This window comes from Tepidiphilus succinatimandens (assembly GCF_006503695.1).
GTDB classification, from domain to species: Bacteria; Pseudomonadota; Gammaproteobacteria; order Burkholderiales; family Rhodocyclaceae; genus Tepidiphilus; species Tepidiphilus succinatimandens.
Map to the genome: position 1 here is coordinate 28784 of NZ_SBIK01000004.1, position 14302 is coordinate 43085.

The window sequence follows — 14302 nt, forward strand, 5'->3', positions numbered from 1 at the left end:
CTCACTCCGTGCTCAGGGCCACGACCGGGTCGAGCGAGGCGGCGCGCTTGGCCGGCAGGTAGCCGAAGACGAGGCCGGTGGCGAGCGCACTGGTGAAGGCGAGCAGGATGGGTGGCACGGTGATCAGCACCGCGGTGCCGAGCCAGGCGGCCACGGCGGTGACGATGAGCCCGCCGGCCACGCCGATGAGCCCGCCCACCGTACAGACCACCAGCGCTTCGGTGACGAATTGCAGCAGGATGTGGAAGGCCCGCGCGCCCACGGCCATGCGCACGCCGATCTCCCGCGTGCGCTCGGTGACGCTCACCAGCATGATGTTCATCACGCCGATTCCGCCCACTACCAGGGAGATGAGCGCCACTGCCCCCAGCATGAGGGTGAGCGTCTGCTGCGTCTCGGCTTGCTGCTCGAGCAGTGCCGTCATGTTGCGCACCTGGAAGTCCAGCGTGCGGTGGCGTTTCAATAGCAGCTGTTCGATCGCCGCCTGCGTGGCCGCCATCAGGGCCGTGTCGCGCACTTCCACCGTGATGAAGCGCAGCCAGGTCTGGCCGGTGATGCGGGCCTGTCCCGTGGTGAGCGGCACGAAAACCATGTCGTCGCGGTCGTTGCCCATCATGTCGGCGCCCTTGGGCGCGAGCACGCCGATGATGCGCAGCGGTGTGTTGTTGATGAGCACGTAGCGCCCGATGGGGCTGGCGGTGCCGAAGAGTGCCTGGGCGGTGGTCTGACCGAGCACGGCCACCGGCGCATAGCCTTGGACGTGCGCCTGCGTGAAGAAAGTCCCTACGGCGACCGGCCAGGCGTTCGCGAGCGTGTATTCGGGGCTGGTCGCCGTCAAGGAGGTAGTGTAGGTGACGTTGCCGGCACGCACCGTGACGGCGCTCGTCGATTGAGGCACGACGTGTTCGACGTTGGGCAGGCGGGCGATCGCTTCGGCGTCGGCCACCACCAGGGTGGTGATGGTGCTGCCGATGTAGCGCACGCCCGGTGCGCCGGGACGCACGACGAGCAGGTTCGTGCCCATGGCCTGGATCTGGTCGAGCACTTTCTGCCGGGCGCCGTTGCCGAAGGCGAGCATCGCCACGACCGAGCCTACGCCGATCATCACGCCCAGCAAAGTGAGCAGGGTGCGAAGGGGGTTTGCCTGCAGCGCCCGCAGCGCCGTGCGCACCGAGGCGGCCACGTCGAGCATCAGCACGGCGTGGCCCTCGCGCGGCGGTTCCGTGAGGGGAAGCGTCGGGACGCGCCCCTCGACGGCTTCGGGCGCGGGGCCACTGTCCTCCACGATGCGTCCATCCTGGATGCGGATGATGCGCTGGGCCTCGCGGGCCACGTTGGGGTCGTGCGTGATGACGACCACGGTGTGCCCCTCGCGGTGCAGTTCATGCAAGAGCGCCATCACTTCCTTGCCGCTGGCGGTATCGAGCGCCCCGGTGGGTTCGTCGGCGAGGATGACCCGCCCGCCGTTCATGAGCGCCCGGGCAATCGAGACGCGTTGCTGCTGTCCGCCCGAGAGGCGGGAAGGGGGGTAGTCGAGCCGCTCGCCCAGGCCGAGCCGGGTGAGCAGCGCCTTGGCACGCTCCCGGCGTGCGGCAGCAGGCAGCCCGGCATAGATCGCCGGGACTTCGACGTTTTCCAGGGCGGTGGCGTTGCTGAGCAGATTGTAGCGCTGGAAGATGAAACCGAAGGTGGACCGGCGCAGCTGGGCGAGCGCGTCGCTGTCGAGTTCGGCCACGTCGCGGCCGGAGAGCAGGTAACGCCCGACGCTGGGACGGTCCATGCAGCCGATGATGTTCATGAGCGTCGTTTTGCCCGAGCCGGAGGCGCCCATGATGGCCACGAACTCGCCGGCCCAGATGGAGAGGGAGATGCCGTGCAGCACCTCCACGGTGATCTCGCCCTGAGTGAAGCGTTTGACGATGTCGTGCAGCTCGATGAGGGGGGCGACGGGTCGGGCTTCAACGTCCGGCATTTCCGCCTCCGCTGCGGGTGCCGGCTCCACGAGGGGCGAGCGAGGGCGTGCCGATGACGACGTCTTCGCCCTCGTTCAGGCCGTCCAGGATCTGGGCGCTGACCTCGTCCTTGATGCCGATTTTCACGGTACGCGGTTGCATCTTGCCCTGGGCCATCACGAACACGCAGTCGGTGCCGGCCGGCGCGCGCGGCGGGCAGCCGGGCAGCCGGATGCCGCTGCTGCGCTGGACCGAGGAGAGCGCGGCAAGGGGCACGGTGAGCGCGTCGTCGGCCTGCGCCACGATGAAGAAGACCTGGGCCGACATCTGCGGCAGCAGGGCGCGATCGGGATTGGGAACTTCGAGCACGGCGTCGTAGAAGATGGCGCCGTTGATGAGCTCGGGCGTCATCTCCAGGCTCTGCAGGGTGGCCTCGATGCGCCGCTCCTGCCGCCCCAGGGTGGTGAAATAGGCCGGCATGCCGAGCGAGAGGCGCGGCACGTCGGCTTCCGAGACCTGGGCGCGCACGATCATGCGTTCGAGCTTGCCGATGCGCAACAGCACCGGGGCGTTCTGCCGGTTGTTGAGCACCTGGCCGACGTGGGCGATGTCCAGTTTGCTCCAGGTATTGCCGTAGACGGCGCTGGTGGGCGTCATGACGATGCCGGAAATCGGGGCGGTGATGCGGGTGTAGTCGAGGTTGGCCTCGTCCACCTTGAGCGTCGCCTTGGCCTTGTCGATCTGCGCCTTGAGGGAGGCGATGGTGGCTTCGGCCACTTTGAGGTCGGCGCGGCTCTGCTCGAGCGCCTGCTCGGTGGCGCCGCCCTGCGGGGCAAGCTGGACGTTGCGCTGCCAGGTCCACTTGGCCAGCGCGAATTTTGCTTCCCAGCTGGCGAGCTGGGCCGTGAGATCGGCGATGGTGGCCCGGTCGACGGCGACCTGGGCCGCGTACTGCGTTGGGTCGATTTGGGCGATGAGCTGGCCTTCCTTGACCTCGTCCCCCAGCCCGACCTTGAGCTCGATGAGCTGCCCCGAGACCTGGGCGCCGACGTCGACGTATTCCGAGGGGGCGAGCACGCCCAGGGCCGAGACCGTTTCGCGGATGCTGCCGCGGGCAGCCTTGGCGGTGGGGTAGTCTTCGGTTGCGCCTTGGCGATGCCGCCAGGCGAAGTAGCCGCCCGCGGCGAGCAGCAGGATCAATGCCGCAAGAAGGAAGCGGCGCCAGCCCGCCGGGATCATGGGCGTCGCCTCATCGGGCGAAGAGGTGCCGGCGCAAGCGCGGTGCACGGCATCGTCGGACTCCAGTACGAGGACATCCCGCCATTATCACCGGGGATCATCGGTACCGTATCTCGCTCGGCGGGCGATTCGTATCGTAAGGTTTCGCGCGCTCAATACCACAGCCCGCTGCCGGGGCGGTAGCGCGGCGCGGACGAAGAGGGTGGAGGAAAGGCGGGGGGAGTGCCTTCGTCTCGCCCCGCGGGCGGGGTGCGGCGTGCGAGTTCGAGCAGCCGGCGCACGCGCTCTTCCGTGGCCGGATGGGTGCGCAGCCACGAGGGTTCGGGCGAGCCCCAGCCGGGAAAGAGCCAGGCGAGCCAGCCGCGCTGCGCCCGCTCGATGGCCATGAGCGCGGAGGCGAGCCCTTCGGGATCGTCGGTGAGAGCGACTGCCGCCAGATCCGCGTCGTATTCGCGCACCCGCGACAGGCCCAGCTGCACGAGCATGGCGATCTGCGGTGCGAAGATGAGCAGCGCCACCGCCAGCCAATTCACCACCGCCGCACCGACGAGCAGCAGCGGCAGGTTGACCAGCAGCAGGATCTGGCCGGTGAGCGAGAGCACGCTCGTCATGCGCGTGAGGGAATCGGCCAGGCTCATGACCCGCACGTCGCCGTGGGCGATGTGCGCCACCTCGTGCGCGAGCACGCCGGTGATCTGGTGCAGATCGAGCCGGGCGAGCAGCCCCGAGGTGAGGGCGATGGCGGCATCATTGCGGCTGCCCACGCTGAAGGCATTGACGATGGGCGTGTCGACGAAGTACAGCCGGGGGCGGCGGGGCAGTCCGGCACGCGCGGCGAGCCGTTCGACGATGGCGTGGAGCTCCGGAGCTTCGCCCGGGGCGATGGGTTGGGCGCGGTAGAGGCGCAGCACCAGCTCGGGGCCGGCGAGCGGCTGCAGCAGGAGCGACACGGCGCAGAAGACGAGCATGTAGAGGATGCCGTCCTCACCCCACAGCAGCCAGCCGACGGTGGAGAGCAGCGCGGCGAGCACGACCACCAGCACCGCCGTCTGCAGGCGGTTCATCCAGGCGTGGCGCTGCCAGAGGTGAGGATCGATGCGTTGCGTCATGCGGCTCCCGGGTTCATTTGTTGCGCAGCGCCACCAAGGGTACCACTCCTTCCTTCTCGAACCGTTTGCGGCCGGGCTCGGCTTCGGGCAGCGGCGTGCACGGGCGCAGGGTGGCGCGGCTGCGGCGCGTGAGTTCCTGGTAAGTCTGCGTGCCGCTAATTTTCCAGTTTAGCTCCTCTTCGCTCAGCTCGCGTACCACCTTGGCCGGAGCGCCCACGGCGAGGCTGCGCGGCGGGATCGTCATGCCGGCTTTGACGAAGGCGGCCGCGGCGACGATGGCCGACTCCCCCACCTCTGCCTCGTCCATGATCACCGCATTCATGCCCACGAGCGCGTTGCGCCGGATACGGCAGCCGTGCAGGATCGCCCCGTGCCCGATGTGGCCGTTTTCCTCGACCACGGTGTCGATGCCGGGGAAGCCGTGCATGACGCAGCAGTCCTGGATGTTGGCGCCGGCATGCACGATGAGCCGGCCGAAGTCGCCGCGCAGGCTCGCGAGCGGCGCCACATAGACGCCGGGGCCGATGTGCACGTCGCCGATCAGCACGGCGTCGGGATGGACGTAGGCGTCGGGATGGACGACGGGCTTGAGGCCGTCGATTTCGTAGCAGGGCATGGCTTTTCTCCGTGCGGCGCCGAAGCTTCTTCGACCCGGCGCCGCGGCATGAAAAAAATCAGGACACGTGCCAGCGACGCTGGATCACGCGGAAGCGGTTGGCGACGAAGGCGGAGTCGGCATAGCTCGCATTGGCTGCCGGGTTCATGCCGGTGCCGTGGTAGTCGGAGAAGGCGGCCGACTGGTTGACGTAGACCCCGTCGGTGAGATTCAGCGACAGGGCCACGCCGGCGCGCCAGCTCACTTCGACCATCGTCTGCTGGTATTCGGGCTTGGTCGAATACACACCGAGGGTGAGGGCGCCGTGCTCGCGCACGATGCGCTCGGCGAGCGAGGCCGCCTGGGCCGCGTCGGGCACCGCTACCACGAAGGCGATGGGGCCGAAGCGCTCTTCCATGTAGGCGGCTTCGTCCTTGGCCTCACAGGCGACGAGCACCGGCGTGCGCACCTGCGCCCGCGGGAATTCCGGGTGCTCGATGCGCCGCGGGGCCAGCAGAACGCGACCGAAGGCGCCGGAGGCGGCCTCTTCGATGCGTCGCAGCGTCTCTTCGGACTGGATGGCGCCGAGCACGGCCGTGGCCACCTTGACGTCGGTGAGCAGTGCCTCGATCGCCCGGGCGAGATCGCGGCCGACGTCCTCATGGGATTTGTGCCCTTCGTTGGTGTCGATGCCGCCTGCCGGCACCAGGATCGCCTGCGTCGTGGTGCACATCTGCCCCGAGTAGAGCGACAGGGTGAAGGCGAGGTTGCGCAGCATGCCTTGGTAGTCGTCGGTCGATTCGATCACCACCGTGTTGACGCCGGCCAGTTCCGCATACACCTGGGCCTGGCGGCAGTGCTCGAGCAGCCAGTTGCCGAAAGCGCAGCCGCCGGTGAAATCGATGGATTTCACTTCCGGGTGGGTGACGAGCCGTTGCGTATGCTCCCGCTGGGCGAAAACGGCCAACTGCACCACGTTCGGGTCGAGTCCCTGTTCGGTGAGCAGCTCGCGCAGCACGCGTACGGTGAGCGCGGCGGGCAGGATCGCATTGCTGTGCGGTTTGACGATGACGGGGTTGCCGGTGGCGAGCGCCGCGAACAGGCCCGGATAGGTGTTCCAGGTGGGGAAAGTGCCACAGCCTATCACCACCGCCGGGCCGCGTCCGACGATCTCATAGCGTTTTTCCATGCGGATCGGCGGATTCTTGCCTTGGGGCTTTTCCCACAGGGCGGTTTCGGGGATACGGCGCATTTCGTCCCAAGCGTAAGTCACTGCTTCCAGCCCGCGATCCTGCGCATGCGGGCCGCCCGCCTGGAAAGCCATCATCCAGCCCTGGCCGGTGGTGTACATCACGGCGTGCGCCAGTTCGAAGCTGCGCCGGTTCAAACGCACGAGGGCTTCGAGCAGCAAGCCCACCCGTCCTTTGGGGCCAAGTTTTTGCCAGTCGTCCTGCGCCTTGCGTGCAGCGGCCACCAGCGACTCGGGCTCGCTCACCGGATAGGAGACGTTCAGCTCCACTCCATAAGGCGAGCGCTCCGGGGCGATCCACTCGCCGGTGCCCGGCTGACCTTCAAGGGAAAACCGCTGGCCGTGGAGGCCGAGCACGGCGGCTTTGCCCTCTTCGAGCGCCGTCTCCCCGTAAATTTTGGGGCTGGGCATTTCGGGGAAAGGGGTCCAGTAGCCACGGCGGGCGATCGCTTCGAGCGCATGTTCGAGCAGAGCCTGGTGTTTTTCGAAGAGCGGATGGGTCATGGAGCGTCTCCTTCGGTGATTCGGGTTATGTTAAGGTAAAACGATTCGCTATTTTTGAAAAACGTCTTGATCCCTTGACCTGGATCAAGTATATTATTGATCGAACGGTCGGTCAAAAAAATTGATGAGGGGGAGGAGACGACATGGCGGAGACCACGGCGGCCGAAGGGCCGACGATCCTGCTGGAAGTGCGCGAGGCGGTGGCCTGGCTCACGCTCAACCGGCCCGAGCGCCTCAACAGCTTTACCACGCGCATGCACGAGGAGCTGCGCGCCGCGCTCGATCGCGTCGAGGCGGGTCGCGCCGAAGGCACGATCCGGGTGCTGGTGATCACCGGTGCCGGACGAGGCTTTTGCGCCGGGCAGGACCTGTCCGACCGGGCAGTGGCCCCGGGCGCGCAGGCGCCGGATCTGGGCGAGTCGATCGAAAAGAACTACAAGCCGCTCGTGCTGCGCCTGCGCCGGCTCGAGCTGCCGGTGATCGCCGCGGTCAATGGCGTGGCCGCTGGTGCCGGAGCCAACCTGGCGCTGGCCTGCGACCTCGTCTTCGCCGCGCGCTCGGCTTCTTTCATCGAATCCTTCGCCAAGCTGGGGCTCATCCCCGATACCGGCGGCACCTGGGTGCTGCCGCGTCTGGTGGGGCTGGCGCGTGCCATGGGGCTGTCGCTGCTCGGCGAGAAACTCTCCGCCGAAGAGGCCGAGCGCTGGGGGCTCATCTGGAAATGCGTGGAAGACGAGGCACTCTTGCCCACGGTGCGCGAAGTGGCCGAACGCCTCGCACAAGGCCCCACGTTCGGCTACGCCATGACGAAGAAAGCCCTGCTCGTCAGTGGCACGAACGATCTGGCCACGCAGCTCGATCTCGAGCGCGACCTGATGTCGGCCTGTGGGCGCAGCGAGGATTATCAGGAAGGGGTGCAGGCGTTCCTCGAGAAACGCCAACCGCGCTTCCGCGGACGCTGAGGGGGAGGAGACGATGCAAGAACGCGAAGGGGGCGCGGCCCTCGCGCCCGGCCACGCCGTGCTGGTGGTCGGCGCCGGGGCGATGGGGCGCGGGATCGCCCTGGTGGCGGCGAGTGCCGGCCATCTGGTGTTTCTTTCCGACGTGAGCGAGGAGGCCCGCCGGCGCGCGCTCACGGCGATCGCCGAAGAGCTCGATGGCGGGGTGCGCAAGGGGCGGATGAGCGCCGAAGAGGCGAGCGCGATCCGCGATCGTATCCGGGCGGTGGCCGAACCGCAGAGCGTCGCCTCGCAGGTGCATCTGGTGATCGAGGCGATCGTCGAGGATCTGGAGGTGAAGCGGGCGCTCTTCGCCGCGCTCGAACCCCTGGTACCGCCTCAGGCGATCCTTGCCACCAACACGTCTTCGCTGTCGATCACCGCCATCGCCGCTCCGCTCGCGCGCCCCGAGCGGGTGGTTGGCATGCATTTCTTCAATCCGCCTACGCGCATGAAGCTGGTGGAGGTGGTGAGCGGTCTGGCCACGGCACCGGAAGTGGCGCAAGCCATTAGGGACACCGCCGTGCGCTGGGGCAAGATCGCCGTGATGGCGCGCTCCACGCCGGGGTTCATCGTCAATCGCGTGGCCCGCCCCTTCTATGCCGAGGCCTTGCGCGTGCTCGCCGAGGGAGCGGCCGACTGTGCCACGCTGGATGCGATCGTACGCGAGGCGGGGGGCTTTCCCATGGGGCCCTTCGAGCTGATGGATCTCATCGGACACGATGTCAATTTCGCCGTCACCTCATCCGTGTGGTCGGCCTATTTCTACGACAAGCGCTTCCAGCCCAGCCTCATCCAGCAGGAGCTGGTCTGGGCCGGACGGCTCGGGCGCAAGAGCGGACGGGGGTTCTACGACTACGCTGCAGGAGCGCAGCGTCCCGCCGCGGCCGAAGCCCCGTCATGTCTCGATCGGGCGCCTTCTGCCGTCGCCGCCGTGGGCGAGTTCGGCCCCTTCTCTGCGCTGCTCGAGCGGCTCGCTGCCGCCGGCGTGGTGGTGCACCGACGGCCCGCCGATGCCGGACCCGTGCGGATCGAGGCTGCAAACACCTGGATCGTGCCCACCGACGGACGCACGGCCACGCGCCTCGCGCACGAGTACGGCCATGCCGACGTCGTCGTGCTCGACTGGGCGCGCGATTGGGCACAGACGCCGCGCGCGGCGCTGGCGCGGGCCGATGGTTGTGCGCAGGATTCCTGGGCATGCGCGCTCGGGCTGCTGCAGCGGGCGGGAATCGCCGTAACCCCGCTCGACGACGTCGCCGGGCTGATTCTCGCGCGCACCGTGGCCATGCTCGCCAACGAGGCGGCCGACGCCGTGCTCGCCGGCATCGGCACGCCGCGCGACATCGATACCGCCATGCGCTACGGCACGAACTATCCGCTTGGGCCGCTCGCCTGGGGAGAGGCAACGGGCGTGGCGCGCATCGTCGGTCTGCTCGATCGGCTCGCCGAGCACTACGGCGAAGATCGCTACCGGGTCTCGCCGCTCTTGCGGCGGCACCTCTGGAACGGACGGCCGCTCGTTGGCGGCGATGAAGGAGAAGGGAAGTGACGGAAGCTTCGTATCGGGATCTCACCGCTGGGCTCGACCCGCAGCAAGTGGCCGAAGCCGTCGGCGCCGGCATGTACGAGCACGACCACTGTGCGCAGCATCTCGGCATCCGGCTGCTGGAGATCGCGCCGGGTTACGCCAAGATGGAGATGACCGTGCGCCGTGACATGCTCAATGGCTTCGCCATCTGCCATGGCGGTATCGTCACCACGCTGGCCGATACCGCCTTTGCGTATTCCTGCAACAGTTACAACGAGATGACGGTCGCTTCCGGCCTGGCCACCGAGTTTCTCGCGCCGGTGCGCGAAGGCGACGTGCTCACCGCCGAGGGGCGCGAAGTCGCGCTGGCCGGACGTACCGGCGTCTACGACGTCGGCATCACTAACCAGCGTGGCGAGCTGGTGGCCGTGATGCGCGGCAAGTCTTACCGCTTGAAGGGGCGGGCGGTGGTCGAACTCGACTGACGCGGCTGCTCCCAGACGAACGAAAAAGGGAAAGGAGGAGATGACCATGCCTGTGAAGAAACCCGCTCCCGGCGATCTGGAGCCGATCGAAACCGCCAGCCTCGACGAGCTGCGTGCGCTCCAGCTCGAACGGCTCAAATGGAGCGTTCGCCACGCTTATGAGAACGTGCCGCACTACCGCAAGCGCTTCGACGAGCACGGGGTGCATCCCGACGATCTGAAATCGCTGGAAGATCTGGCGAAGTTCCCCTTCACGACGAAATACGACCTGCGCGACAACTATCCTTATGGCATGTTTGCCGTGCCGCGCGAGAAGATCGTCCGCATCCACGCATCCAGCGGCACCACGGGCAAGCCCACCGTGGTGGGCTACACCAAGAAGGACATCGACACCTGGGCCGACGTCGTGGCCCGTTCGATCCGTGCCGCCGGAGGACGCCCCGGCGACATCGTCCACGTGGCCTACGGTTACGGACTCTTCACCGGCGGGCTGGGAGCGCACTACGGTGCCGAGCGTCTCGGCTGCACCGTGATCCCCATGTCCGGCGGCCAGACCGAGAAGCAGATCCAGATGATCATGGATCTCAAACCCGACATCATCATGGTCACGCCCTCGTACATGATGACGGTGTTCGACGAAATGGAGCGCCTGGGCATCGATCCCCGCACCTGCTCGCTCAAAGTGGGCATCTTCGGCGCCGAACCCTGGACCGATGCGATGCGACGGGCGATGGAAGAGCGCGGCGGGCTGGATGCGGTGGACATCTATGGGCTCTCGGAGGTGATGGGGCCGGGGGTGGCCTGCGAATGCGTCGAGACCAAGGATGGACCGACCATCTGGGAAGACCATTTCTATCCCGAGATCATCGACCCGGTCACCGGCGAGGTGCAGCCCGACGGCGCCGAGGGCGAGCTCGTGTTCACGACGCTCACCAAGGAAGGGCTGCCGGTCATCCGCTATCGCACGCGCGACCTCACGCGCCTGCTGCCCCCCACGGCGCGCTCCATGCGCCGTATGGCCAAGATCACCGGCCGCACCGACGACATGCTCATCATCCGCGGCGTCAACGTCTTCCCCACCCAGGTCGAAGAGCTGATCCTGCGCATCCCGAAACTTGCCCCGCACTATGTGCTCGAGGTGGAGAAAGAGGGCTATCTCGACCGACTCACCGTCAAGGTCGAACTCAATCCCGAGGAAGGCGTGGGTCGTCATCCGGAGCAGAAACAGGCGCTCGCCAAGGAGCTCTCCCACCTCATCAAGACCTTCATCGGCGTGTCGGCCAACGTCATCGTCGGCGAGCCTTACTCCATCGAGCGCGTGACGGTGGGCAAGGCGCGGCGTGTGATCGACCGGCGTCCGAAAGACTGAGTGCGGCACGGATCGTGGCCGTCGCGGTTATGCTACGGCTTCGATCCATGGTGGCACAAGGGGGGGCGGCGATGGCCCGCAAACGCAGTGAATCCTTCGAACAGCAGCGCAGCGAGATCCTGGAAAAGGCGGCGATGCTTTTTGCCGAAGCGGGCTTTCACGCCGCATCCATGGCCTCGCTCGCCCAGGCTTGCGGCGTGTCGAAGGCGCTCCTCTACCATTATTACCAGGACAAGGAGCACATCCTCTTCGACGTGGCCCTGTCCTACGTCGAGCGCCTGGTGGCCATCGTCGAGGAATCGCTCGGAAGCGAACTGCCGGCTTCCCCTACTCAAGCCGGTGTGGCGCTCGAGCGCCTCATCGCCCGCTTCCTCGAAGAATATCGCCATTCGCAGTATCGGCACATCGTGCTGGTGCAGGACGTCAAGCATCTGCCCGAACCGCTGCGCGAACCGGTGCTGGAGAAGCAGCGCCAGGTGGTACGGGCCTTTGCGGGCGTGATCGCGGCGCTGGAGCCGGAGCTCGCCGCCACGGCGCTCCTCAAGCCGGTGACCATGGTGCTCTTCGGCATGATCAACTGGACCTTTACCTGGCTGCGCCCCGATGGCCCCCTCAGTTATGAAGCCATGGCCCCGATCGTGACGACGATGTTCGTAGCCGGCGTGCATGCGCTCGCCAAACGCGAAGACCTGATGCAGCGCTTCGCCATGGCGCCCGAACGAGCACGAGGCACGGACGAGGCAGCCGTGCCGACCCTACAAGGAGAACAAGGATGAAAGATCGCGCGGTCTATCTCTGTGACGGCATCCGCACCCCCATCGGCCGCTATGGTGGCATGCTCGCCCAGGTCCGCCCCGATGATCTCGCCGCCCACGTGATCGCCACGCTCATGGCGCGCCAGCCGCAGGTCGATTGGGAGGCGGTCGACGACGTCTACTTCGGCTGCGCCAATCAGGCCGGCGAGGACAACCGCAACGTCGCCCGCATGGCGGCGCTGCTCGCGGGCCTGCCGCAGACGATCCCCGGCTCGACCATCAACCGGCTGTGCGGCTCGGGCATGGATGCGATCGGCACCGCCGCCCGGGCGATCGCCTGCGGCGAGGCCGATTTGATGATCGCTGGCGGGGTCGAGAGCATGACGCGCGCGCCCTTCGTTTTGGGCAAGGCCGAGAGCGCCTTCTCACGCAGCGCCAAGATCGAAGATACCACCATCGGCTGGCGCTTCGTCAACCCGAAGATGCAGGCGCGCTATGGCATCGACTCCATGCCCGAAACCGCCGAGAACGTGGCCGAGCAGTTTGGCATCGCGCGCGCCGACCAGGACGCCTTTGCCCTGCGCAGCCAGCGCCGCTACGCCGAGGCGGCCGCGCGCGGATTCTTCGACGGCGAGATCGTGCCGGTGGAAGTACCGGCAGGCAGGAAAGGCGAGAAAGTGCCGGTGGCGCGCGACGAGCATCCCCGGCCCGAGACCACGCTGGAGGCGCTCGCCAAGCTCAAGGGCGTGGTCAAGCCCGGGGGCACCGTCACCGCTGGCAATGCCTCGGGCGTGAACGACGGCGCCGTAGCGGTGCTCGTTGCCGGCGAAGCGGCGGTGGCACGCTACGGCCTGCGGCCGATGGCGCGCATTCTTTCCATGGCTACCGTGGGGGTGGAGCCGCGCATCATGGGCATCGGTCCGGCGCCGGCCACGCGCAAGGTGCTCGAACGCGCGGCGCTGAGCCTCGCGCGCCTCGACGCCATCGAACTCAACGAGGCTTTCGCCGCCCAGGCGTTGGCGGTACTGCGCCAGCTGGGGCTGCCCGACGACGCGGAACACGTCAATCCCAATGGCGGCGCCATCGCGTTGGGCCATCCACTGGGGGCTTCCGGTGCCCGCCTCGTGCTCACCCTCGCGCGAGAGCTCAAGCGCCGCGATGGCCGCTACGGCCTGGCGACGATGTGCATCGGCGTGGGGCAAGGCATCGCCATGGTGATCGAACGCATGCGATAAAATTTATACATTGTCAAATCGATTAGATTTGTGATAATTTCTTCTTCGCCTCATCCCGCCACGGCGGGAGAAGCATACGAAATCCTAAAAAAGGGGGAGACGCAGATGAAGAAGAAAAGTCTAGTCATGGGCCTCGTCCTGGCGCTCGGTTGCTCCCTGGCGCTGGCGCAGGTGAAAGTGGGCGTGACGGTATCGGCCACCGGGTCGGCCGCCTCGCTCGGCGTGCCGGAGAAGAATACGGTGGACCTTCTGCCGCGCGAGATCGCCGGGCAGAAAATCGAGTACCTCGTGCTCGACGACGCATCCGACACCACCACTGCCGTCAGTAATACCCGCAAGTTCATCACCGAACATCAGGTCGATATGGTGATGGGTTCGACGGTCTCGCCCAACGCCCTGGCGATGATCGACGTGGTGGCCGAGGCCAAGGTGCCGATGATCGCCTTTGCCGCCAGCGAGAAGATCGTCTCCCCGGTCGATGACAAGCGCCGCTGGGTGTTCAAGACGGCGCAGAACGACCGCATGATGGCCGAGGCCATCGTCGAGCACATGGCGGCCAACGGTGTGAAGACCGTCGGTTTCATCGGTTTTTCCGATGCCTACGGCGAAGGCTGGTTCGAGAACTTCAAGGCTGCGCTCGACGCGGCGGGCCTTTCGCTCGTGGTCAACGAGCGCTACAACCGCACCGACACCTCGGTGACGGGTCAGGTGCTCAAGATCGTCGGTGCCAAACCGGACGCGGTGCTCATCGCCGGCTCAGGCACGCCAGCGGCGCTGCCGCAGAAGACGCTCAAGGAGCGCGGCTACGCCGGAAAAATCTACCAGACCCATGGGGTGGCCAACAACGATTTCCTGCGCGTGTGCGGGCGCGACTGCGAAGGGACCTTCCTGCCGGCCGGGCCGGTGCTGGTGGCGGCACAGCTGCCAGACGATCATCCGGTCAAACCGTCGGCGATGGAATACGTTCGCGCCTATGAAGAAAAATTCGGCAAAGGCTCGGTGTCTACCTTCGGAGCGCACGTGTGGGATGCGAGCAAACTGCTCGCGGCGGCGCTGCCCGAGGCGCTCACCAAGGCCAAGCCCGGTACGCCCGAATTCCGCGTCGCGCTGCGTGACGCTCTGGAGCACTTGAAGGAAGTGCATGCGGCCATGGGGGTATTCACCATGAGCCCGACTGATCATCTCGGGCTCGATGCGCGGGCGCGCGTGATGGTGCAGATCAACCAGGGAACGTGGAAGTACGTCCGCTGAAGGGTTCATTGTAGTGAAACGGAGGAGGGG

General features: G+C 66.9%; 12 protein-coding genes. 7 read left to right on the top strand and 5 right to left on the bottom strand.

Going from position 1 to position 14302, the window contains the following annotated elements:
- Position 1: 1 nt before the first annotated feature.
- The 5 genes from EPD82_RS03750 to paaN form a co-directional block, all read right to left on the bottom strand.
- Positions 2 to 1972, bottom strand: a complete 1971-nt coding sequence (locus tag EPD82_RS03750; protein ID WP_141055476.1) for a MacB family efflux pump subunit — start codon at positions 1970 to 1972, stop codon at positions 2 to 4.
- Positions 1959 to 3191, bottom strand: a complete 1233-nt coding sequence (locus EPD82_RS03755) for an efflux RND transporter periplasmic adaptor subunit (RefSeq protein WP_141055479.1) — start codon at positions 3189 to 3191, stop codon at positions 1959 to 1961. Before EPD82_RS03755 ends, EPD82_RS03750 begins: the two co-directional genes overlap by 14 nt.
- 152 nt (positions 3192 to 3343) lie before the next feature.
- Positions 3344 to 4300, bottom strand: a complete 957-nt coding sequence (locus EPD82_RS03760) for a zinc metalloprotease HtpX (protein WP_141055482.1) — start codon at positions 4298 to 4300, stop codon at positions 3344 to 3346.
- 13 nt (positions 4301 to 4313) lie between these two features.
- Positions 4314 to 4916, bottom strand: a complete 603-nt coding sequence (gene paaY, locus EPD82_RS03765) for a phenylacetic acid degradation protein PaaY (RefSeq protein ID WP_141055486.1) — start codon at positions 4914 to 4916, stop codon at positions 4314 to 4316.
- A 58-nt stretch (positions 4917 to 4974) separates the two neighbouring features.
- Entirely contained in the window at positions 4975 to 6648 is a 1674-nt protein-coding gene (paaN, locus tag EPD82_RS03770; protein ID WP_141055489.1) for a phenylacetic acid degradation protein PaaN, read from the bottom strand.
- Positions 6649 to 6791: 143 nt separating this feature from the next.
- On the opposite strand from paaN, the gene paaG reads away from it, so the two are divergent.
- The 7 genes from paaG (at position 6792) to EPD82_RS03805 (ending at position 14272) form a co-directional block, all read left to right on the top strand.
- Complete coding sequence (gene paaG, locus EPD82_RS03775) at positions 6792 to 7610, top strand: 2-(1,2-epoxy-1,2-dihydrophenyl)acetyl-CoA isomerase PaaG (RefSeq protein ID WP_141055492.1); 819 nt, start codon at positions 6792 to 6794, stop codon at positions 7608 to 7610.
- A gap of 13 nt (positions 7611 to 7623) precedes the next feature.
- Entirely contained in the window at positions 7624 to 9198 is a 1575-nt protein-coding gene (locus tag EPD82_RS03780; protein WP_141055495.1) for a 3-hydroxyacyl-CoA dehydrogenase, read from the top strand.
- Positions 9195 to 9662: a hydroxyphenylacetyl-CoA thioesterase PaaI gene (gene paaI / locus EPD82_RS03785; RefSeq protein WP_141055498.1), complete on the top strand. Its 468-nt coding sequence runs from the start codon at positions 9195 to 9197 to the stop codon at positions 9660 to 9662. The genes EPD82_RS03780 and paaI overlap by 4 nt, the downstream gene beginning before the upstream one ends.
- A 46-nt stretch (positions 9663 to 9708) precedes the next feature.
- Positions 9709 to 11031, top strand: coding sequence for a phenylacetate--CoA ligase PaaK (gene paaK, locus EPD82_RS03790; RefSeq protein WP_141055501.1), 1323 nt, complete (start codon positions 9709 to 9711; stop codon positions 11029 to 11031).
- Positions 11032 to 11102: 71 nt separating this feature from the next.
- On the top strand, positions 11103 to 11807 hold the full coding sequence (locus EPD82_RS03795; RefSeq protein WP_141055504.1) for a TetR/AcrR family transcriptional regulator: 705 nt from the start codon (positions 11103 to 11105) through the stop codon (positions 11805 to 11807).
- Positions 11804 to 13021, top strand: a complete 1218-nt coding sequence (gene pcaF, locus EPD82_RS03800) for a 3-oxoadipyl-CoA thiolase (RefSeq protein WP_141055507.1) — start codon at positions 11804 to 11806, stop codon at positions 13019 to 13021. Before EPD82_RS03795 ends, pcaF begins: the two co-directional genes overlap by 4 nt.
- 105 nt (positions 13022 to 13126) lie before the next feature.
- Positions 13127 to 14272, top strand: coding sequence for an ABC transporter substrate-binding protein (locus tag EPD82_RS03805; RefSeq protein WP_141055510.1), 1146 nt, complete (start codon positions 13127 to 13129; stop codon positions 14270 to 14272).
- The last annotated feature ends 30 nt before the right edge of the window (positions 14273 to 14302 follow it).